Raw genomic sequence first — 23,710 nt, 5'->3', positions numbered from 1 at the left:
GTTTTCATTATTTTACAAAAATCTCTTTCAACTGACCGATGATATTTCCGCCTCCAGAAATAGTAATTTCTCCAATCTTATCAGCAATTTTCTCAACATATTCCATCTCTTTCAATTTCCATAACATTTCGTTTTCCTCCATCAATTTGGCGGTATTCAGCAAACTTCTTGTAGAAGCAGTTTCTTCACGTCTCATAATGCTGTTGGCTTGAGCTTTTTTCTCGGCAACCAAAACCTGATTCATAATTTCTTTCATATCACCTGGCAAAATTACATCTCGAATCCCTGCATCAGAAACAACTAAACCTAAATCACTAATTTTAGTAGAAACCTCATCCAAAATAGACGAAGCAATAGTATCTTTCTTACTTAACAATTCATCCAAGGTTAAACTTCCAACAAAAGCTCTCAAGGCCAGTTGCATCAAAACATATAACTGTTTTTCGAAATCTTTGTTATCTACCAATGCTTTCGAAATATTACTCACTTGATATCTCACATAGAAATTTATTCTCAATCCTGCTTTGTCTTTGGTTAACAATTCCTGACCAGAGATTTCCAATTGTTGTTGTCTCATATCAGCTGTTTTTACCTCAACTGTAGTACTGTTGTTCCAAAAATAATGGGTTCCTGCTGTCAATTCTTTTACATAAATACCGTTTACAAACAACAATGCTTTGTCATTGCTAGACACTATAAACTTTCTTAAATAAGCTCTTAATTTAGCTGATTCAAACAAAAACATTGGAATTTTTTCTGTGATTTCAACCTTAGACAAATCTATTCTGGAGAAATAGGTATTAGTTACTCCTTTCCAAAAAGCATAAGTTCCAGCAGTCAAAACCTCTTTGAAATTTCCGTTTACAAATTGCAAAACAATTTCATTATCCGCTACTTCAATTACTTCCAACATCGAAGCCAATACTTCATTTTGTAACAATACATTGAATTCGTATGGTGACTGAAATGAAACAGTTTTTTCATAAACCATAACCTGTTTATCTCCAAAAATCCATTTTGTTCCTTCTTTTACTACATCCACCAATTTTCTATTTTCGAATACCAAACCTACTTGGTACGTATCAATTTTAATTTTTCTTATCATAATAAATATTTTTTGTTAATTAACTTTTGTTTCTTTTTAAATAAGAAAACCATTTGTCTTTCTCCTTTTGAAAAAACGGAAGAATCGTTTGTAAATGAAACACTCTAATTGTTTTACAGTTATCTTTTAAAAAAGTAATTCTATGATTTACAGCTTCAATCAAACCGAAAAGAAAAAAAGTACTTTCAAAAACTTTTCAATTCCTACTGGTTCATCGTAAGTGTACATTTTTGATTTTACAATCCTAAATAGTACTGACAAAGACCAAACAGTTTTCTTTATAGTGCATCTTTTAAGAGTAATGCGCTCTGGAATACAGATTTTGAGTCTGTAAGGAGACAACCACTGTCAAAACCAAAAAAAATGGTTACAGGATTCGAACCTGCGTTTCCCTCTATTGTTCTACCAACTGAACTATCACATTACTGTGAGCGGGAATCGAACCCACGACACATAGAATCGAGATAATTTTTTGGAAAACTACCAAAACCTCCAAATCAAGTTGCATAGAAAAACATAATACGCTTTAGCGAAAAGCTCCCTACAATGGTGCTATACAGAAACACGCAACAGGACTTTTTTGATATTGTAAATCAAAGTTGTACTTTGATATTTTTCAGCCTATAAAAGAACTCGTTTTATTTCTTGAACAAAGATTTCAAAACTACTGCGCAGCTATTTTGCGTAGTAAAATTAAAAGTGTATTTTTAGTATAACGATTAATTGTAAACTCCATCCAATTACATAATAAACTAAACTATGTCACAAAACAAGAATGCTTTAATCCGCTATAAAACTATTGATAAATGTCTGCAAAATCAGTACCGTCAATGGACTTTAGATGACTTGATTGAAGCTTGTTCGGAAGCACTTTTTGAATACGAAGGCAAAGAAAACTCAGTTAGCAAACGTACTATTCAGATGGACATTCAGTTGATGCGATCGGAAAAATTGGGGTATAATGCACCGATTGTAGTCTATGACAAAAAGTTTTACAAATACGAAGACGAGGATTTTACAATTACCGACATTCCGCTGACAGAAACCGATATGAATGTATTAACCGAAACCGTTTCCATGCTAAAACAGTTTAAGGATTTCTCTTTGTTTAATGATGTTTCGGATATTTTACAGCGATTGGAAGATAAAATCTATGCCGAAAAATCGCATACACAGCCAGTAATTCATTTGGATAAAAATGAAAATTTAAAGGGCTTACATTTCTTAGAAGAAATCTATCAGGCTATTGTAAAAAAGATTGTTTTGGTGATAACCTACAAATCATTCAAATCCTATGAAGAAAGAGTATTTGATTTTCATCCTTGTATTTTGAAAGAGTTTAATAATCGCTGGTTTCTAATAGGACGAAGAAAGGAAAACCAACCTATTGCAAATTTAGCACTGGACAGAATTATTTCTATTGATTACAACTTGAATTTACCTTATTTAGAGCAAAATTTTAACCCCGATGTTTTTTATAAAAATGTAGTTGGAGTTACCGTAAATACAGGTCTGCAACCCAGACGAATCGAACTTTGGATTGATTCTATCAATGCCCCTTATATTATAACCAAACCTTTGCATAATTCACAAAGAGTAATTAATAAAAATGAAGATGGTAGTATTATCGTGCATCTTTTTATCATTCATAATTATGAATTAGAACGCATTTTATTGGGATTTGGCGATGGTTTAGAAGTTATTCGGCCGGAAAATTTACGTAATCGAATGAAAACAATTCTCCAAAAAGGATTGATGCGTTATAAAAAGTAATTTATAACCCAAAAAAGCCCAAGAAAAAATCCTTGGGCTTCTATGTTTGCATTTTTATTTGGTTTTTAATCGCCAAAGCGTTTCAATAAAAACATCAACATCCTGACTGGTATTGTAAAAAGCCAACGAGGGGCGAACTGTGGTTTCTACTCCCATTCGCCTTAAAATGGGCTGAGCGCAGTGATGTCCCGTTCTCACGGCTATACCTTCCCTATTCAATGCTTGTCCAACCTGATCGTTGGAAAACCCTTCTAAAGTAAAAGAAAGCACACTCGCTTTATGCTCAGCAGTTCCTATCAATCGGACATCCGGAATTTGTTTGAGCAAATCAGTCGCATATTCCAATAAATAATGCTCGTACTGACCAATTACCTCTATTCCTATTTTCGAAACATAATCAATCGCAGCACCGAGACCAATGGCATCGGCTATATTTCCAGTTCCTGCTTCAAAACGATGTGGTGCTTTATGGTATTTGATTTCCTCAAAAGTCACATCCTGAATCATATTTCCGCCTCCTTGATACGGTTCCATTTCGTTTAACAAATCTTCTTTCCCATAAAGAGTGCCAATTCCTGTTGGACCAAATAATTTATGTCCTGAGAAAACCAACCAATCGGCATCAAGATATTGCACATCTACTTTCATGTGCGAAACCGACTGTGCGCCATCCAACAAAACTTTTGCGCCAACAGCATGAGCCATTTCGACCATTTGTTTGGCTGGAGTTATGGTCCCCAACGCATTCGAAACTTGCGTAAAAGCTACCAATTTGGTTTTTGGTGTTAATAATTTGGCATATTCACCTAACAGAATTTGTCCGTCATCATCTACTGGAATCACTTTTAAAACCAACCCCTTTTTGTCGGCCAAGCGTTTCCAAGGAACAATATTGGCATGATGTTCTAAATGACTGACAATTATTTCGTCGCCAGCATTCAGTTTATGGTTTCCCCAACTTTCGGCCACCAAATTAACCCCTTCGGTTGCGCCGCGAACAAATACAATTTCGTTTACCGAACTGGCATTCAGAAATGCTCTCACTTTTTCGCGTGCCGCTTCATAAGCATCCGAAGCTCTGGCAGCCAACTCGTGAGCAGCACGGTGAATATTGGAATTTTCATGTTCGTAGAAATACTTCACTCGATCTATTACCGATTGTGGTTTTTGTGTCGTAGCAGCATTATCAAACCAAATCAAAGGTTTTCCATTTACAGTTTCGTTCAAAATCGGAAAATCTTTCTTGATTAAATAGGCATCAAAATTGGAACCTAGCCAACTATTATTTTTTGGGAGTACAGGAACAACATTAGAGATATCAGATTTTTTTGAATCGAAAGCAAATGGATTGTGTTCCAAAAAATAATAACTGTTTTGAAATTCATTTCCAACAATCCCTGTATCTGACGGACTTCTAAAATCGCTATTTATCAAATTTAAAGCTGCTCGCAATTCGGCCTCAAAAGAATTTCCTTCGTATTCAAATGGCAAATAGGTTTCGTTTTTGGTATCCAAATTCGAGTCGTCAAAAGAAGACTGAATATTTTCGGGGACAATCTCTTTTTCTACCGATGCAGGAACCTGTTGGCTACCCAAAGAATATTTCGAGACATCCATTCCGTTATGATTTTGTTCCATAAAGGGAATATCCGAAATTAAAGAAGAAACATTTGGCACTGCTTCTACTCCTCTACTATCTTTTATATAAGTACCAACCGATGGCGAAACTCCAATTCCCCCTATTGATGGAGGATACTGATACATACTGTTGGTAATCACTGGCGGAGTAGAAAGTAATGACGCACTATGTCCCAACTGCGCCAAGGCCGTATCGTGATTACTCACAGGAAAAACAGTTTCACCAACACCCAAATTACCCACATTAAGGAGTGTTTCGGCAATTTTGGTAGCACGAGGATGATCATTTGGATCTGGACTCAACGAAATCTGTTTTGGAATTTCGTTGGGCAGAGCACTAAACAACTCATTGGCCAATTGTTGCAACTCATCAATATTGGGTAAACCAAGATGATTAGTATTTGTATTCATGATATTTATCTATTTGTACATCTTCTAATACGGCAATAGCGTCATCGACAGTTATTACTAATGAACAATACAACGAAACCAAATAGGATGCAATTGCTTTTTCATTGATCCCCATAAAACGCACAGACAATCCTGGAGATTGTTCGCCTTGTAATCCCGGCAAAATAAGCCCAATAACTCCTTGACGGCTTTCGCCAGTACGCATTAAGATAATTTTTGATTTTCCTTTTTCAATCGGTAATTTATCTGAAGGAATCAGTGGCACCCCTCTCCAAGTCAGAAATTGAGAGCCAAACAAAGAGGTTGTTGGTGGCGGTACACCACGACGGGTACACTCACGACCAAAGGCGGCAATTGCTAGCGGATGCATCAGGAAAAAACCGGGTTCTTTCCAAACTTTGGTTAGTAATTCATCCATATCATCTGGTGTTGGAGCACCTGCTCTGGTTTTAATAACCTGAGACGGAGCCACGTTACTCAACAAACCGTAATCTTTATTATTGATTAACTCTCGTTCCTGACGCTCTTTGATCGTTTCGATAGCCAAGCGCAATTGCTCTGTTATCTGGTTATAAGGCTTACTATACAAATCGGAAACACGAGTATGGACATCGACGATAGTTTGAACGGCAGCCAAGTTATACTCTCTAGGATTGTCAATATAATCCACAAAAGTATTGGGCAACTGATGCTCATCTCTAGCAGAACAATCCACTTCTATATGTGTGGCATTTTTTACTTTATTCAAACGATATACTCCGCCTTCTACTGGAACCCAATGTAATAGATGGGTAAGCCATCTGGGAGAAGTTGACATTGTAGGTACCGAACGGGTTGCAATTGCTAATTGTCTTGCAGCTACATCTCCTAATGCAGTTTGCTGTTTCTTTGGATCTGCCATTACTTATAATTATTAGTTAATAAAATTCACGTACTCTCATAGCTAATTTACAACAAATCAATAAATTACACACAAAAAACAATGTAATATATCGGTTACTATTTTTCAAATAACTGAATAAAATTGGAAGAAAATATCAATTTGTTAAAATAGAATTTACCACTAAGTTCCCTTTGAAAATAAAACAAAGGCAACTATTAATGTCAGTATAATATTGAAGATATGTGGGATTAAAAAAGCATATAAAGGTTTTTTACTAGTATTATGAAATCAATCTTTCACACATCTAAATCCTAAATGATTGCAAGCACTTGTAGTTTCTCCTTTTCCTCTTGCACCAGCAACGTATCGAATGCAATATTGATCGCTACATAGAAACGAGCCTCCTCTTTGTACATGTTTCTCGACACCAGGTTCTTCGGGATCATAACTTGTTTTGGGTCCCGTAGGATTATCGGTAGAACTCGTTTTATAGTAATCGTTATGGTATAGGTCATTACACCATTCCCATACATTCCCTTCTAAATCATACATTCCATATGGATTTTTAGCATAAGATTTGACAGGCGCAGCACCTTTAAAACCGTCTTCGGCTGTATTATTATTGGGAAAAGTCCCCTGAAAAATATTGGCAACCCATTTTCCTTTCGGTTTAAATTCCTTTCCCCAATAATATTTAGTGTGAGATCTTCCAGCTCTGGCAGCAAATTCCCACTCAGCTTCAGTCGGGAGTCGTTTACCTGCCCATTTTGCGTATGCCTGAGCATCTAAATAGCTAATTTGTACAACAGGATAATTGTCTTTGCCAATAATATTACTTTTGGGTCCTGTAGGATGTTTCCAATTCGCTCCCGGAACATATTGCCACCACTGTTGTATATTATCCAAGGTAACTTTTGAAGTTGGAGCAACAAAAACAGCAGATCCTGGAACCAATTTATCCAAAGGAACACCTGGATAATCTTTTGGATTTAACGGACGTTCGGCAATTGTTACATAATTAGTTGCTTTTACAAAAGCCGCAAATTGCGCATTAGTTACTTCGTGTTCGTCCATCCAGAAACCATTTACTTTTACTTTGTGAATAGGTTTTGCATCCGGATAATCATTGGTTCCCATAGTAAACTCCCCACCGGCAATCCAAACCATCTCTTTTGCAGATGCACCCGTGCTCTCATTTATTTTTTTAGTAGGTGTTGTTTCAGACTTATTTGCACTAACCGAAACAGAATTCATTAACAATGCTTTTTTAGAAGTATTGGCTTTGCACATTGCTTCACAACTAGTGGATGTTGCAACAATCAAAACATCGTTCTCTTGCCCCAAAACAGAAAAACAAGTAAACAATACAACTATCAATTTCAAACTATATACTTTTATATTCATAATACACTTTCAAAAAAAGGGATCTCAAATTGTAATTAATTATGAAATCCCTCAAAAAAAAAAATAACCAAAACCATTTTTCTCCTACTCTCTATGATTGAAGAGGCTCGTACACGTTGGAAACTACCTCAACATCGGATTTTTTTGGAGTAATTGGCAAAGCCAAAACGCCTTCTGCCAATGGGCTTCCCTCTTTTTTAGATTTAAAAATTGGCCAAAGAAATTGAGCATACCACTCTTCTTGTTTGTATGTTTTGGTCCCGTAGGATTCAGGAAATCGTCTAGTAATTAGAGCTGTACCAAAAATTACATCCCACAAGAAAAACATATTCCCGAAATTTCCTTTAAAGTACCCTACTCCATCACCACTTGTATCGGCATGATGCGCATGATGAGTAGCTGGAGTCGAAATCAAACGCTCTAAAACCCAAGCTATCGGGTGCAGAATTCGGTATTTATAAAACGGTTTATCCCAAGCAATACTCGAATGTGCTCCCAATGTGATAAAACTTTTTATCACGGTTACAAACAAAGCTGGTAAACCCAAACCTAAATACGTTAAGGTTGCAGTTAAATATATTTGTGAAAAAAATATGGTGTAAATAAAATTTTGTCTGGATGCCATCGCCATTCCCATGTACGGAGCCGAATGATGTGTTCTATGAAAGCGCCATAAAAAAGGCACTTGATGATGTAAACGATGGTACCAATATTGGGTCAAATCATCGGCTACAGCAATTAAGAAAAAGCCTCCCCAGAATGGAACCCATGAAAGTGTATTTTCAAGATTTGGAATCAAAAAAGGTAAAGCTGTTAAGCTGAAAAAAGCAATTACAGGAGGCAAAAGCAATTTTGGCGCAAGAAAACTAATAATATCAATTTTTCGCTCTTCGCCTGTCCATTGATCATCATACATTCCTGCTGCAAACTCAATTATCCCTAAAACAATCATAAAAACAGATAAACCCCAGGTTCTAATGTTTTGAAAAGCGGGTTTTATAAATTCTAAATACGATGGTAATGTCAGATGTGATTCGCTCACAATTCCATTATTCAATTTAAAATACAGATAGATTGCTACAACTGGTAAACTATATAATAAGAGACTAATACTTATATCTCTTCTTAATTTGCGTTTCAATTTTACGTCTAAAGCCATGATTTCTTATTTTAAAATTAGATTTACTATTGCTAGTCCCCCAACCAAAATGGTAAATGGAACCAAAAAAACTATTAATCCAACGAGGATTTTTCTTGCTATAATCTGAAAATCTATCAACTTCATAATTCTTAACTTTTAAAAGGTTAGTAAAAAAGTGTCAGAACTTTACATTTGTATAAAGTCCTGACTCTTTATTGAACTTATCAATGTGTTCCTCCATTGTTTGTTTGATCCGATTGTGTTGCTTTTTTAATCAATTCCTGAAGGTTTTGATTTTTATCACCGCTCGGATTGTGGATTCTTCTTGCCAAGACATCCGACCAATCAATCAACGGATACAAATTGTTTTCTTTGGCCTGTTCATCAAACAGTATTTTAAGTTCAGCCAATTTTTCTGGATGTTTAGCAGCCAAATTGTTACGCTCATTAAAATCCTCATTCAGGTTGTACAATTCCCAAACATCATCGTCAAAATTACTCGGCTTTGGTGGCTGAGGTTTTCCTCCAGCAACCAGTGACGTAAAAGGATTTGCGTGAGCTGCTGCAGCTTTCCAACCGTCTTTGTAAATGGCTCTGTTACCAAAAATGTAATAATATTGCACCTTGTGAAGCGATTCGGCTTTAGCATTATTCAAAGAACTAGCCAACGAAGACCCCTGAATGATATCCTGTTTGATTCCTTTGATACTTTCAGGAGCTTTGATTCCTGCTACTTCCAAAGTAGTCGGAAGAATATCCGTTACGTGACTGTATTGGTTACGGATGCCGCCTTTTTCTTTAATTCCTTTAGGATAAAAAACAATCAACGGATTACGTGTTCCTCCTTCAGAATGTGCATCTTGTTTCCAGTTTTTGAAAGGAACATTGGTGGCCTGCGCCCATCCCAACGGATAATTCGTATTCAGGCCTTGAGCTGTTCCGATTTCTCCAATTTTCTCCAAATTTGATTTAAGATTTTGTTCATCGGTTGCCCCTTGAGCAAAAAGACTCTGACTGATGGTACCCACTTGAGTCCCTTCTTTACTCGCTCCGTTATCACCAATGGCAACAAAAATTAAAGTATTATCCAACTGATTGGTTTCTTTTAGATAATTAACCACTCGACCAATTTCATAATCCGTATAGGTCAAATATCCAGCATATACTTCCATGAATCGGGCATACACTTTCTTTTGGTCAGGAGTCAATTTATTCCAAGCTGCAATAATAGCATTACGCTCTGGCAGTACTGCATTGGCAGGAATTACCCCCAATTTCTTTTGGTTCGCCAATACTTTTTCGCGGTACACATCCCAACCTTCATCAAATTTCCCTTCATAAGGTTTCACCCATTTTTCCTCCACCTGATGCGGTGCGTGAACTGCTCCTGGTGCATAGTATAAGAAGAATGGTTTTCCTGGAGCCGCTTTTTGTTGTGCTTTGATATAACTGATAGCCTTATCTGTAATTTGCTCATTCAAATGTCTTCCATCAGGTTTCACATGTGCCTGATCTTCGACTAAATCCGGTTTGTACTGATCGGTTTGCGAACCTAAGAATCCAAAAAAGTGATCGAATCCTTTACCGGTTGGCCATCTGTCAAATGGGCCTGCATCAGTAGCATCTTCATCTGGTGTTACTCCATATTTACCTACTGCAAAAGTGTTGTATCCGTTCTCCCTTAAAATCTCAGCAATCGTTCCTTTGTCTGATGGAATTCGTCCGTCCCAACCCGGGAAACCAGCCGATAAAATCGTATGAGAGAAACCACTAACGTGCACTCTTCCTGAGTTTCTGCCTGTTAACAAAGCAGCACGGGTTGGTGCGCAAATTGCTGTGGTGTGGAAATTGGTGTAACGTAATCCGTTATTGGCCAAAGCATCAAATGTTGGTGTACTAATCAAACCTCCAAAAGCACTAGAAGCCCCAAATCCTACATCATCCAGCAAAATCCAAACAACGTTTGGTGCTCCTGCTGGAGCTTTTACAGGTTCTGGCCAATACTCCTTAGACTCGGCCAATGTTTTTCCAATTACACCTTTGTAATTGGGATCAGGTTGGTTTTGAGAAAACCCAAGCTGCGTTGCTAATAATGCGGTAAGCAAAAGTCCGTTCTGGGGACTCTTGAAACTTGAACTGAATTTAAATTTCTTCATTTTTTTATTTTTTTAAAGTTTATAAATGCCCCACTACAGGGAATGTTTAGTTGTTTTAATATTTATTAATTCTATGTATTTAGTATATTTTAATTAAAAAATTTTTACTTCCTATATTCAATCTTATGTTAATTAAATTATTCTATTAATAACCTGGGTTTTGAGGTAAACCAACAGGATCAATATTGCGTTCACTCTGTGGAATTGGGTAGAGATTATTGCGTTCTGAAACCGAGTTTTTGGCTGTAACTTTTTTTACCTCGCTTACCAAAATTCCCCAACGAACCAAATCAAACCATCGTTGTCCTTCCTGTACGAATTCTTTTTTGCGCTCTTCGCGAATGGCTTGTCTCAACTGTTCGGTGGTAAGTCCAGCCAAATCTACAGATGCATCAGGTGTAACTATTGCTTTACTAAAAGCTCTTCTTCGAATTTGATTTACCAGTTCTACAGCCTCTGGAGTCACTCCGTCTTTCTCGTTAATTGCTTCTGAAAGCGATAATAAAATATCGGCATAGCGAATCAAAGGGAAATTAATTGCCACATTGGCTGGAGTAGCAATATTAGAAAGATCAAAATATTTGGCGAAGATTGGTTTTGGAAAAGTATAAAGTGTACCCGTTGCCTGATTATACAATTGTTTCTTATAGCTCACATCTCTCCTTAGATCACCTTCTTCATATATATCGTAAAACAAGGCCACGTCCGAAATAATATCTGCTGGTTCTGTTGCTGTAAACCCTGTAAAAGCAGTCGCCTGAAAAGTACTTCCGCTGGAACCGTTTCCTGCTTGATTGGGTTCAAATTGTATTGAAAAAATATGCTCCTTGCCATTTTTTTTCGTTTTCGTGAATATATCCTGAAAGTTTTCAAACAATGCATAACCATATCCGCCATTGATAACTTCGTTTGCTTTTAAAATCGCATTTGGCCAATCTTTTCTAGTCAGATATACTTTAGTCAAAATCGCTTTGGCGGCTCCCGAAGTCGCTCTTCCTGCTTCACTAGCAGAATAAGTTGCAGGCAAACTTTCGGCGGCAGTTAGATCGGATATAATTTGAGTATAAACCTCATCAACTGTAGCTCTTTTTGATTTTAAACTTTCAATATTAATCGAAGTTGGTTCGTGCAAAACAATTGGCACTCCACCCCAAAGACGCACCGCTTGAAAGTACAACAGTCCTCGGATAAACTTGGCTTCGTTTATTAATCGAGTTTTCAACACTTCAGAAGCAGTGGCTCTCGGGATATTGTCTATAGCGACATTGGCTCTGTTGATTCCGCTATATATTTGACGCCAAGCCACCTGAACACGGTCGGAAGTGGCATCGTGAGTCAAACTACTCAAAGCCCTAACTTGCGGATTGGTTGCCGATACTCCGGCTGCAGCATAATCTGAAGCCATATCGGTAAGAAAGTAAAGGTTTCTTCCAAATAAACTTTGCTCTCCCGGATCGATATTCAGGGCTGAATAAACTGCTGTAACACTAGCTACTGCATCATCCTCTGTTTGAAAGAAATTATCTTCGGTTATAAAAGAGGTTGGTGTTACCTCCAGATCTGTGCACGATACAAGTAAAGTTGCACTTAATATGAGTGTTACTATCTTTTTCATTTTAAAAAATCTTTATTGTATTAAAAAGTTACGTTCACTCCCGAAATGAATGTTCTAGAATTCGGATAAGCACCAAAATCGATTCCGGGATATAAATTATTCTGTTCGTAGGAACTCACCTCTGGATCAAAACCAGTGTATTTTGTCCAGGTTACTAAGTTTTCGGCAGATACATAAAACTTGATACTTTGAGTTCCTAATTTTCTGGAAACACTTTTCGGAAAAGTATAGCCAAATGTGATCAATTTCAATCGTAAAAAAGAAGCATCTTCTACATAACGCTCAGAGACAATACCCAACGGTGAACTTGATGCTCTCGGGATTTCATTACTAGGATTTGTTGGTGTCCAACGGTCTAATACCGTTGAAGCCGAATTGGTGCCTAATGTTGTAATTTCCAGTTGTTGGTTCAAGGCATTGAATATTTTTCCGCCATAGGCTCCTTGGAAAGAAAAATTCAAATCGAAGTTATTATATACAATCGTGTTCCCGAAACTTCCAACAAATTTGGGTTGTGATGTTCCTAAATCATGCTTATCAAGAGCCGTAATTACACCATCGCCATTAGTATCGACGTATTTTCGATCACCAATTTTGGTATTGGCAAGGCTATTAATCTTGGGTTGAGTATTAATTTCCTCTTGAGTTTGAAAAATTCCATTAGTTTGATACCCCCAAAATGTTCCCAAAGGCAAGCCTACTTTTACCGTTACTGGCTGTTGTTGTAACAATGAGCCATTCGGAACTACTGGAAAAAATTGATCTACTCCATTCCCTATTTCTACTACTTTATTTCTATTAGCAGAAAAAACAATGTTTGAATTCCAAGAGAATTTTTCATTTTTAATGTTTTCGGTAGTCAAACCAATTTCGATACCTTTATTTTCAACCCCACCAATGTTTTGCAAAACACTTGAATATCCAGAAATCAACGGAATTGGCACATTAATTAATAGATCATCAGTTTTTTTATAATAAGCATCAAAAACAAAATTTATTTTTCTGTCCAACAAAGACAAATCCAGACCAATGTTATATTGAGTTGTTTTTTCCCATTTTAAATCTGGATTAGCCAAACGAGTAGGTGTCAAACCAGTTTGTATGGTTCCTCCAAAAGCATAATTGACAGAACCAACTGAGGCTAATGAAAGATAATTACCTATTTCCTGATTTCCTGTAGTTCCTACACTCAATCGTAATTTTGCCTCATCTACACCTTTAATATCATTTGCAAAATCTTCTTCGGTAATATTCCAAGAAAAACCAGCCGATGGAAAATACCCCCAAAGTGACTCAGATCCAAATCGTGATGAACCATCTGCACGAGCCGAAAGGGTAAGATTGTATCGTCCATCGTAAGAGTAATTTACTCTTGCCAACCACGATTTCAAAATACTTTCGAATGCATCACTGTAAGGTTTTGTAGCGATACCGTCTTGTAGAGCATTGTAAGAAACCAAATCATTAACAAAATTATTAGCTCCTGCATTGACTACTTCTCCTTGTGTATATTGAAGTGTATATCCAGCCAAAGCTGAGAATTTATGATTTTCTCCAAAACGTGTACTGTAATTCAAGGTGTTTTCATTCAAAACCGAATGTACTAATCGATCCCCTACCGAAGCCAACCCTTTGGTCCCTGCTCCAGTTGTTGTAGTAGAAGGGGCATAGTAATTTTGCTTGGTATTGATAACATCTCCACTGACAGAAACTTTAGCTGTAAGCTCTTTGGTAATTTTATATTCACCAAACAAACTCGTCAAAATCCTATTGATTTTGGTTTCGTTAGTTGTATTCTCCAAATCGTTTATGGCATTAGGAATAATTCCATTAACCGCCGTTGCATACGGATTATTTGTCAAATTAAAAGAGCCATCTTCATTTCGGATAGGAACTACTGGCGGAGTATATAACACTGCCGTCAATGGATTAGGGTTTCTTCCTGCTCCTGCTCCCCCATTGGTTCCAATACCATTTGAAATAGAATTGCTATAATTCGCATTTACCCCAAATTTAAATTTTTGGCTATAGTTCCTTTCATAATTTGCACGAAGTGAAATACGCTTAAAATCGGTCGCAATCACTACTCCATCCTGATCAAAAAATCCTGCAGAAATAGAATATCTAGAACGATCATCTCCTCCAGAAAATGTCAGTTGATGGTTTTGGATGGGTGCTGTTCTAAAAGCTTCAGATTGCCAATCATAATTCCCAGAAGTTTTAAATGCCTCTATTTGTTCAGAAGAAAAAGAAGGCGATTGACCGATACTGGTCTGAATGTCATTTCGCAGCTCTGCCCATTCGCTTGCATTTAATAAATCTATTTTTTTGCTAACAGATTGAACTCCAAAATAACCTTGATAAGAAATAGAATCTAAGCCTTTCGTTCCTTTTTTGGTGGTAATCAAAACGACCCCATTGGCACCACGAGAACCATAGATAGCCGTAGCCGAAGCATCTTTCAATACTTCAATAGATTCTATATCACCAGGGCTGATGGTTGACAATACATTGACACCTGCTCCGGCATTGGTCACACCCGCTGTACCGTTCGAGTTATCATTGTAAATCAGGATTCCATCCACAACATAAAGTGGCTCATTACCTGCTGTAATAGAGCTTCCACCTCGAATTCGAACACTCGAAGTAGCCCCAGGGCGACCCGAACTTTGTGTAACTACCACTCCAGGAACAGCACCTCGCAGTAAATTATCTGCCGATGAGGTAACTTGACTTAAATTTGCTTTAGGAACAGAAGCAATAGCTCCAGTTATATCCTTCTTTTTCTGTGTACCATAACCCACAACAACTAACTCATTCAGTTCCTGAACATCTGGTTTTAAACTTATAGTTACTGGACTTCCATCTACAATAACTTCGGCTTTTTTATATCCTATATAAGTTACTACCAAAGTATAGGGAAATTTTTGTCCGGTTTGAAAGTAAAACTTTCCTTCAGCATCAGTGATAACGCTGTGCGTAATCCCTTTGATAGAAACTGTTACCCCAGGCAATGGAATGTTGGTTACATCGTCTATAACTTTTCCATCAAGCCTTGATTGAATCAAGGGAGTCGTATTTTGTGCATTTATCCCTATCGAGAAGAGTAAAAGGAAAAACCACAAGTGTATATCTAATTTTTTTTTCATTACTTTGTTTCGGTTTAATAAATAAGGATTCCCGAAGGTTGATTAATCAACTTTCTATCCTTTCTTTGAGATGAATATTCTTTTTTAAGCCTGCCATTTCTGCTGCAACAGAAATGGCTTTTTTTTTATTTATCTACAACAACACATTCGTTTTTTCATTATCCTTTGTTTTGATTAATATTTATACATAGTCTCTATCCTAAAAAAATCAGGATATTATTGTTTTACCAATACGATTGATGAGAAGAGTAAATGAAGCTTTTATCTGCAACAGCACATCCAACAAAGACTGTTAGATGTGAATACTTTTTGCATATTCAAAAATGGGATGTATTTGATAGTCTTCAATTTTTTTGTTTTTAGATGTTTTATTAACCCTACTAATTTGATAGAACAAATATATGTTGAAAATATTTTAATTTCCAAATTATAATCTCTCTTTTTCATAAAAAAAAGTTAACCAAACACATAACTACCTAAAAAACAAATTATTAAACATAATTTCTACACAATAAAACTCTAATAAAATCTGACTTTTTCAGCAACTATAATTCCTTAACCGCTTATAAAACAACCCCAAACCAATATCTATTTAAAACGTATAAAGACAATCAATCTAAAAAATGAAGACAATAAATTAGCCTCTTACTATAGAAATATTTCTATTTTTGTAACATAAATAAACAAAATAGTTATGCTTATCATAGGAATTGCCGGAGGAACAGGATCTGGAAAAACAACAGTTGTACATCAAATTATGAATGAGTTACCCGATACCGAAGTTGGTGTCATAGCGCAAGATTCATATTATAAAGAAACTCACGATTTGAGTTATGAAGATCGTTCCAAAATCAATTTTGATCATCCAAGAGCAATAGATTTTGATTTATTGATAGCGCATTTAAAAGAATTGAAAGCAGGTAATTCTATTAACCAACCCGTATATTCTTTTGTACAACACAATAGAACAGATGATGTTATAGTGACTCATCCTAGAAAAGTAATGATTGTAGAAGGGATTCTAATTCTTACCAATCCCGAAATAAGAAATCTTTTTGACATCAAAATTTATGTTCATGCCGATTCTGACGAACGATTGATTCGACGTTTAAAGAGAGATATTTCGGAACGAGGAAGAGATATAGACGAAGTATTAAACCGCTACCAACAAACGCTAAAGCCAATGCACGAACAATTTATTGAGCCCACAAAAGCTTTTGCTGATATTATAATTCCAAATGATAGATTCAATACAGTTGCTATAGATGTTGTACGTGCCGTAATTAACCAACGAATATTGTAATTTTATTGTACTTTTATGGTTTCGTAAAACATTTAATAATTTAGTTTTCCTTTACACGATAAAAGCAAAGTCAAGATTTCTATTACAATTAGCCAAAATACCCCAATGAAAAACCCTTTTAAAGACAAATATTGGTTTAAATTTTTAAGCAACAAATACATTTGGGTCTCCATTTTATTTATAATTTGGATGGTATTCTTAGATAATTATTCTTATTTTGAGCATCGTTTTTTAGACAAACAAATCAATGAGCTAGAAGATAATGCCACCTATTATGAAGGTGAAATCAAAAAAGATGAAGAAAACATTAAACAGTTGAAAAATCCTTTGCAAATTGAAAGATATGCTCGTGAAAAATACTATATGAAAAAGGATAGCGAGGATATTTATATCATTCACTTTCAAGGAGACACTGTATCCAAAAAATAATCAATCGTATCGTAACCAAATTACAATTGAAAATGGATAAGAATTTATTCGATAGTTTCGATCCTGTTTCGGCTAAACTTTGGAAGCAAAAAATTCAATTTGAGCTCAATGGAGCCGATTATAATGAAACTTTAATCTGGAATTCACCCGAAGGAATTAAAGTAAAACCATTTTATGACATTGAGGATTTTTCCAAAAATTATGCAGTAACTACCAAATCCAGTCAATTCAAAATTTGCCAAAACATCTATGTTTTCGATCTTGGCAAATCAATTGATAAAGCATTCGATTCGATAAATCGTGGTGCCGAAAGCCTTCACTTTACCATTCCAAGCGAAAAAACCGATATTTCTAAATTACTTGAAAGCCTTCCACTTGAACAAATTACAATCTATTTGTATTTTCATTTCCTGTCAATCGATTTGGTAAAAAAAGTCAATACAATTGCCAAAGATAAAGGAATTCTTATTTATTGTCTTTTAGATCCCATTGGTCAGTTAGCCAAAGACGGAAATTGGTATCAAACCACAGAAAAAAACAATTTCGACGCTTTAAACCTACTTTCAAAAGAAACAGATTCGGTTTCTTACATCAGTATCAATAGTAGTTTGTACCAAAACGCTGGTGCCTCAATAATTCAACAAATTGCCTATAGCTTGGCACATGCCAACGAGTATTTTAATAGAATTCCTGATTTAAATAAACCAATTGTTTTTCAGATTTCGGTAGGAAGCAATTATTTTTTTGAAATTGCAAAACTCAGAGCATTCCGAATACTTTTCAAAAAAATCGCTCAGGAATACCAGTACAATTTAGATTGTCATTTATTAGTTACCCCAACAAAGCGCAACAAAACCATCTACGATTACAATGTCAATATGCTCCGCACAACCACAGAATGCATGAGTGCTATTTTGGGTGGTGCTAATGCAATATCAAACTTAGCTTATGACAATTTGTATCATAAAGACAACGAATTTGGAGATCGAATTGCTCGAAACCAATTGCTGATACTAAAAAACGAAAGTTATTTTGATAAAGTAAACAATCCTGCCGATGGAAGTTACTATATTGAAAGCATTACCAATCAACTAGCAGAGAAAGCTTTAGCATTATTTAAAGATATTGAAGCAAAAGGTGGATTTTTAAAGCAGCTCAACGAGGGTACAATTAAGAAAAAAATACAAGAAAGTGCCGATGCTGAACAAGTATTATTTGATTCTGGAAAAGAAGTATTAGTTGGAACCAATAAACATCCAAATCCGAATGACAAAATGAAGCATAATTTAGAATTGTTTCCTTTTGTAAAAATAAAACCCAGAAAAACTTTGATTACACCAATCATTGAAAAAAGGTTATCCGAAAAATTAGAACAAGAACGTTTATCCAAAGAATAATTTTCGACATTCTTTCTTATCAACTTTTAATATTCTCTGTAAAGATTAAAAGGAATACAAAGCCAAAAAATGAAACGAAAAGATTTACAACATATCAATCTTGAAAATTCTAACGCATCAGAAACGGTTTCATCGGAATCCAATTTTCAAACTGCGGAAGGAATTGCTATTCATCAAAACTATACCGAAAAAGATATCGAAGACATCGAGCATCTTGATTTTGGTGCTGGATTTGCGCCTAATTTACGTGGGCCTTATACCACTATGTATGTTCGTAAACCTTGGACAATTCGTCAATATGCAGGGTTTTCTACCGCCGAAGACAGTAATGCATTTTACAAAAGAAATCTCGCTGCAGGCCAAAAAGGGCTTTCAATAGCTTTTGATTTGCCAACACACAGAGGATACGATTCTGATCACGAACGTGTGGTAGGCGATGTCGGAAAATCGGGAGTAGCTATAGACACTGTCGAAGATATGAAAGTATTATTCGACCAAATCCCTTTAGATGAAATTTCGGTTTCGATGACCATGAATGGAGCCGTTTTACCCATTTTGGCATTTTATATTGTTGCTGCCGAAGAGCAAGGAATAAAACCCGAACAACTCTCTGGTACTATTCAAAACGACATCTTAAAAGAGTTTATGGTTCGAAATACTTATATCTACCCACCTACTCCTTCGATGAAAATTATCGCAGATATATTTGAATTTACAAGCAAGAAAATGCCCAAATTCAATTTTATATCCATTTCGGGATACCACATGCAAGAAGCAGGCGCAACTGCCGATATCGAGTTGGCCTACACACTTGCCGACGGTTTAGAATATATTCGAAATGGGCTAGCAACAGGAATGAAAATAGATGATTTTGCTCCTCGTCTCTCTTTTTTCTGGGCTATTGGAATGAATCATTTCATGGAAATTGCCAAAATGAGAGCCGCAAGAATGATTTGGGCAAAACTTGTACAACAATTCGATCCCAAGGATGAAAAATCATTAGCGCTAAGATCACATTGTCAGACCTCGGGTTGGAGTTTGACCGAGCAAGACCCTTTCAATAATGTAACTAGAACTTGCATCGAGGCTTCGGCAGCTGCTTTTGGAGGAACACAATCCTTACACACCAACGCTCTAGACGAAGCAATCGCTTTGCCAACTGATTTCTCTGCACGAATAGCTCGAAATACCCAAATCTATTTGCAAGAAGAAACCAAAATCACCAAAACAGTAGATCCTTGGGCTGGAAGTTATTATCTCGAAACTTTGACAAACGAAATCACCCAAAAAGCATGGAAACTTATCGAGGAAGTCGAACAATTAGGCGGAATGACTAAAGCCATAGAAGCTGGAATCCCAAAACTTAGAATTGAGGAAGCAGCAACTCGCAAACAAGCCCGTATTGATAATGGTCAGGATGTTATAATTGGTGTCAATAAATTTCGTTTAGAAAAAGAAGAACCTTTACAAACACTTGAAGTTGACAATCAAATGGTTCGCCAACAACAAATTGAAAGAATAATCAAAATAAAAGCCACAAGAGATACTGAAAAAGCACAATCGATATTACAAAAATTGACAAACTGTGCCCAAACAAAACAAGGGAATTTATTAGAAGTTGCCATAGAAGCAGCCAGAAACAGATGCACATTGGGAGAAATTAGTGATGCTTTAGAAATAGTTTATGGCAGACACAAAGCCCAAATTAAATCCTTTACAGGTGTATATAGCAAAGAGATGAAAGACGATGAAAATTTTGAAAAAGCCAAACAACTTGCAAACGCTTTTGCCAAACAGGAAGGACGCAGGCCTAGAATTATGATTGCCAAAATGGGGCAAGATGGCCATGATCGAGGAGCCAAAATTGTAGCAACTGGCTATGCCGATGTTGGATTTGACGTAGATATCAGCCCTTTATTTCAAACACCATCCGAAGTAGCTAAACAAGCCGTAGAAAATGATGTTCATGTTCTTGGGATTTCATCACAAACCGCTGGTCACAAAACCTTAGTTCCTCAAGTAATCGAAGAGTTAAAAAAATATGGCAGAGAAGATATTATGGTAATTGTGGGCGGGGTAATCCCTACACAAGATTATCAATTCTTGTTTGACGCTGGCGTAATTGCTGTTTTTGGACCTGGATCTAAAATAAGTGATACTGCCATCCAAATTTTAGAAATACTTATAGATTAGTTTCAAAATTATTGCTGTCCTGTAAAACTTTTTAAAAACTTAACTAAGTATTGAATTCGTTTATTTCACAAAGTTTTCCTGTAATAGAGCTCGGTTTTGGATGTTTCTAGCAAAGTCAAAGAGTCGCAAAGAAAAACTGTCTCAGTACCTTTATGAGAGTATAATTTTGTAAAATCAGTATGAATAGAAACTTTGTCAAAAAGCACTTTCTAAAGTATTTTTTACTAGACAACAATATTTTCAAACCGAAACAATAACAATTAAAATCGCCTCTTTTGAATATTTCAAAAGAGGCGATTTTATCATTTTCAAAAAAACTTTTACTTTACACTTGCGGCACCATCCGCTTTGATAAAAGAAGTATCATAACCTCCAAATCGCACTAAATAACTTCTTAATGAAGTTCCGTAAGCATCGGTAAAATAACGTTTCCCCTCATGTTTAAAAAACTTTTTTACAGTACCTGCACCTGCCAAATGTGCGGCAGCCAAAATTCCAGATTCGGTAATACGAATCCCATTTAGAACGGTACCTTCATATTTCTCGATTACATATCGTAAACGCCATTTGTTTTGGGATAAAAGAGCAATAAAAGCTTTTTCTTGCATTTTGGGGCTGTTTAGGAAAGCAGCACTATCGTTAATACCGATAGTTTTTAAAGTTTCAACACCAAATTGGTATTTTCCTAGATAACCATGAGAATTAATTTTTTTGTATTTCCCTTGCGACTCTTTAAAGCCAATTGCCTCTTTATAGCCAATAAAGAAATTTCCAGTATAGGGAATCTCAGAATTGGTATAATCAGTCACATTTAATGATGGTAGTAAGTAGGATGTATCATCTGATTCTTGAATTAGAAACCATGGGGTCGATTCTAATTTTGATGTTTTAAAACCCGAGCTTAAATAAGCGACTACAACAATTAAACTTGCGTAAAAATACCATTTTTTTATCATAAATTAGTTTTCTTCAGAACCTGTCACGTTATGAAATTTCTATGCGCAAATATACGACTAAAAAAAAATAAAGCTGAAAATCAACCCCTTAAACTTATCAAACAGTCCGAAAACGACTCCTAAGTCCTTAATTGTTCGGCTATTCGGGCTGTGTTAAAAAAAACAAAATCAAGTAAAAGCACCCCAAAAACTCGTTTTTAAAGTAGGATTCTACTTTCTTAAAAAATGTAAAAACGTCTAAAAATTCAAAAATAGACCCAAATATTTACAAATTTTTGATTTCCCTATATAGTTTTAGTCCAAAAACAAATAATTCTCGAATATCGAATTTGCAAAGCATAAGCGTTGGACAAAAAAAAAAGCTTCAAAACTGTCTTAAAAACAATTTTGAAGCTTTCTTAGCATCAGTACAATTTTGTTATCGTTGCACTCCTTGACTATTGATCCAAGCCGAATATTTCTCGGCATTTTTATTATGTTCTTCCAAAGTTGCTGCAAACTCATGGTACCCAAAACGATCTACACTTGCACAGAAATAAACATAATTGTGTTTTTCGGGATTTAAAACTGCTTCGAGTGCTGTAATATCAGGCATTGCAATAGGTCCTGGTGGAAGTCCAATATTCACATAAGTATTATAGGGAGATTTCATAATCAAATCATTATAAAAAACCCTTTTAATAACTTGATTAAAATCATTCGATTTCTTTTTCATTGCAAAAATAACGGTAGGATCTGCTTGTAAAGGCATTTCAAGTTTTAGACGGTTTAGGTAAACCCCAGCAATTCTAGGCCTTTCATCTTTTTTTACCGATTCTTTATGAACAATAGAAGCCAATATGGTAGCTTGAACAGGGTTTAATCCTTGAGCGGCTGCTTTATCTATTCGTTCTTTGTTCCAAAAATTATGATACTCTTTGATCATTTTATCGCGAAACTTCACTGCCGAAGTATTCCAATACACTTCATACGTATTAGGAATAAACATTACAAATACATTTTCTTCGTTAAAACCATTTTCTTTCAAGAAAATAGAATCTTTAAACGTATTTAATAGCTCTAAACTGTCTGGTTCTATTTGTGAACCTACACGTCCGGCCAAATTCTCTAAACGTTCTTGATTGTTAAAAGCTAAACTTACTGGATCATTAAATTTCATTGCTTTGACCAACTCGTAACTATTCATTCCGCTTTTTAGTAAAAAACGACCTGGTTTTACATTTTCGGGATAGCTGGTTTTGTTGGCGACCATTTCAAAACGGCTGATATCTTTTACATAAGGAGCCAATAAGGTTTTTACTTGCTCATAATTAGACCCTGTTGGTACATACACATAAACTTGTTTTTCGGTGAATTTAGTGTTACCACTAAAAATTTGATACATCAAAACAAACCCGTAAACAATCAATATTGATATTAATGTAACAGCTACTAATGATACTATTTTCTTTAGATTCAAAATTTAAAAATTTAAAATTACTGCGTCAGTTCACTGTCGCTTTTTTGATTATTAATTAATTGAAAAATGGCTTCGTCTTTGTAAATCCCATTAACCAAAGTCCAATCTTTTTTTATGCCTATTTTTTCGAAACCAAATTTAGTAAAAAGTGCTATACTCGCATCATTTTCGCATCCAATATTTGCATACAATTGATGTAAATTTAAATTGTAAAAAGAATACTGAATTAACAGCTCCAAAGCTTCGGTACCAATGCTCTGATTTCTATTTTCGACATCCTTGATAACGATGCCAACCCCTGCTCTATTGTTTCGTGGGTCAAAATCGAATAGGTCGATAAGTCCAAGTGCTGGAAAATCTTCATCCTGACAAATTGCCAATCGTAATTGTTTGGCTTCATAGATATCCTGATGGGCATTTTTTAAATATTGTTTGATCAAAAAACGACTATAAGGAGTATGAGTATTACTTACTTCCCAAATGCTTTGGTCATTTTCCATTGCGTAAATAAACTCTAAATCATTGGGTTCTAATGCACGGAGGTAAATGGTATCGCCTTTTAATGTTTTCATGTAATTAATTACGAAGTGTGTTTTTTTGAATTACGAATTCTATTTTTTAAATTACGAATTTGAAATTACGAATTACGAAACGTATTTTTTGAATTACGAATTCGAAATTACGAATTACGAAGTCTA

The 23,710-nt window shown here is 35.6% G+C and carries 16 protein-coding genes and 1 tRNA gene; 5 read left to right on the top strand and 12 right to left on the bottom strand.

Annotated features, from left to right (window positions below):
- Positions 1-7: 7 nt before the first annotated feature.
- Both ABEB18_RS00085 and ABEB18_RS00080 read right to left on the bottom strand, forming a co-directional pair.
- The gene (locus ABEB18_RS00085) at positions 8-1,105 is read right to left on the bottom strand and encodes a slipin family protein (RefSeq protein WP_348796959.1); all 1,098 of its coding nucleotides are present in this window, start codon (positions 1,103-1,105) and stop codon (positions 8-10) included.
- A 364-nt stretch (positions 1,106-1,469) separates the two neighbouring features.
- Positions 1,470-1,521: transfer RNA gene (locus tag ABEB18_RS00080), tRNA-OTHER, on the bottom strand.
- A gap of 343 nt (positions 1,522-1,864) precedes the next feature.
- Here ABEB18_RS00080 and ABEB18_RS00075 point away from each other — a divergent pair.
- Positions 1,865-2,878: a helix-turn-helix transcriptional regulator gene (locus ABEB18_RS00075; RefSeq protein WP_348796958.1), complete on the top strand. Its 1,014-nt coding sequence runs from the start codon at positions 1,865-1,867 to the stop codon at positions 2,876-2,878.
- Positions 2,879-2,932: 54 nt separating this feature from the next.
- Here ABEB18_RS00075 and ABEB18_RS00070 read toward each other — a convergent pair whose 3' ends face one another.
- The 7 genes from ABEB18_RS00070 to ABEB18_RS00040 all read right to left on the bottom strand — a co-directional run bounded on the left by ABEB18_RS00070 (position 2,933) and on the right by ABEB18_RS00040 (position 15,275).
- The gene (locus ABEB18_RS00070) at positions 2,933-4,927 is read right to left on the bottom strand and encodes a family 2A encapsulin nanocompartment cargo protein cysteine desulfurase (RefSeq protein WP_348796957.1); all 1,995 of its coding nucleotides are present in this window, start codon (positions 4,925-4,927) and stop codon (positions 2,933-2,935) included.
- Positions 4,911-5,828 (bottom strand): family 2A encapsulin nanocompartment shell protein, encoded by a 918-nt coding sequence (locus tag ABEB18_RS00065; RefSeq protein WP_348796956.1) that lies wholly within the window; start codon positions 5,826-5,828, stop codon positions 4,911-4,913. The genes ABEB18_RS00070 and ABEB18_RS00065 overlap by 17 nt, the downstream gene beginning before the upstream one ends.
- Before the next feature lie 270 nt (positions 5,829-6,098).
- Positions 6,099-7,214, bottom strand: coding sequence for a formylglycine-generating enzyme family protein (locus tag ABEB18_RS00060; protein ID WP_348796955.1), 1,116 nt, complete (start codon positions 7,212-7,214; stop codon positions 6,099-6,101).
- A 91-nt stretch (positions 7,215-7,305) separates the two neighbouring features.
- A complete protein-coding gene (locus ABEB18_RS00055; protein ID WP_348796954.1) occupies positions 7,306-8,373 on the bottom strand; it encodes a sterol desaturase family protein in 1,068 nt (355 codons plus the stop codon).
- Positions 8,374-8,579: 206 nt separating this feature from the next.
- The gene (locus tag ABEB18_RS00050) at positions 8,580-10,511 is read right to left on the bottom strand and encodes an arylsulfatase (RefSeq protein ID WP_348796953.1); all 1,932 of its coding nucleotides are present in this window, start codon (positions 10,509-10,511) and stop codon (positions 8,580-8,582) included.
- Between the two features lie 145 nt (positions 10,512-10,656).
- Positions 10,657-12,126 carry a RagB/SusD family nutrient uptake outer membrane protein gene (locus ABEB18_RS00045; protein WP_348796952.1) on the bottom strand — a complete coding sequence of 490 codons (1,470 nt, stop codon included), beginning with the start codon at positions 12,124-12,126 and terminating at the stop codon, positions 10,657-10,659.
- A gap of 20 nt (positions 12,127-12,146) precedes the next feature.
- A complete protein-coding gene (locus tag ABEB18_RS00040) occupies positions 12,147-15,275 on the bottom strand; it encodes a SusC/RagA family TonB-linked outer membrane protein (protein WP_348796951.1) in 3,129 nt (1,042 codons plus the stop codon).
- A gap of 694 nt (positions 15,276-15,969) precedes the next feature.
- Here ABEB18_RS00040 and udk point away from each other — a divergent pair.
- The 4 genes from udk to scpA all read left to right on the top strand — a co-directional run bounded on the left by udk (position 15,970) and on the right by scpA (position 20,597).
- Positions 15,970-16,578: a uridine kinase gene (gene udk, locus ABEB18_RS00035; RefSeq protein WP_348796950.1), complete on the top strand. Its 609-nt coding sequence runs from the start codon at positions 15,970-15,972 to the stop codon at positions 16,576-16,578.
- Positions 16,579-16,683: 105 nt separating this feature from the next.
- Positions 16,684-17,007, top strand: a complete 324-nt coding sequence (locus ABEB18_RS00030; RefSeq protein WP_348796949.1) for an FtsB family cell division protein — start codon at positions 16,684-16,686, stop codon at positions 17,005-17,007.
- 32 nt (positions 17,008-17,039) lie between these two features.
- A complete protein-coding gene (locus tag ABEB18_RS00025; RefSeq protein ID WP_348796948.1) occupies positions 17,040-18,404 on the top strand; it encodes a methylmalonyl-CoA mutase subunit beta in 1,365 nt (454 codons plus the stop codon).
- Between the two features lie 69 nt (positions 18,405-18,473).
- Positions 18,474-20,597 carry a methylmalonyl-CoA mutase gene (gene scpA / locus ABEB18_RS00020; RefSeq protein ID WP_348796947.1) on the top strand — a complete coding sequence of 708 codons (2,124 nt, stop codon included), beginning with the start codon at positions 18,474-18,476 and terminating at the stop codon, positions 20,595-20,597.
- A 320-nt stretch (positions 20,598-20,917) separates the two neighbouring features.
- Here scpA and ABEB18_RS00015 read toward each other — a convergent pair whose 3' ends face one another.
- The 3 genes from ABEB18_RS00015 to ABEB18_RS00005 form a co-directional block, all read right to left on the bottom strand.
- Complete coding sequence (locus ABEB18_RS00015; protein ID WP_348796946.1) at positions 20,918-21,553, bottom strand: peptidoglycan-binding protein LysM; 636 nt, start codon at positions 21,551-21,553, stop codon at positions 20,918-20,920.
- A gap of 418 nt (positions 21,554-21,971) precedes the next feature.
- A complete protein-coding gene (gene mltG, locus ABEB18_RS00010; RefSeq protein ID WP_348796945.1) occupies positions 21,972-23,012 on the bottom strand; it encodes an endolytic transglycosylase MltG in 1,041 nt (346 codons plus the stop codon).
- Between the two features lie 17 nt (positions 23,013-23,029).
- Positions 23,030-23,584, bottom strand: a complete 555-nt coding sequence (locus ABEB18_RS00005; protein ID WP_348796944.1) for a GNAT family N-acetyltransferase — start codon at positions 23,582-23,584, stop codon at positions 23,030-23,032.
- Positions 23,585-23,710: the final 126 nt, after the last annotated feature.

It is taken from the genome of Flavobacterium adhaerens, from assembly GCF_040045115.1.
GTDB classification, from domain to species: Bacteria; Bacteroidota; Bacteroidia; order Flavobacteriales; family Flavobacteriaceae; genus Flavobacterium; species Flavobacterium adhaerens.
The sequence above is the reverse complement of the archived record's forward strand: the minus strand, read 5'-3'. Positions and strand labels throughout refer to the sequence as shown.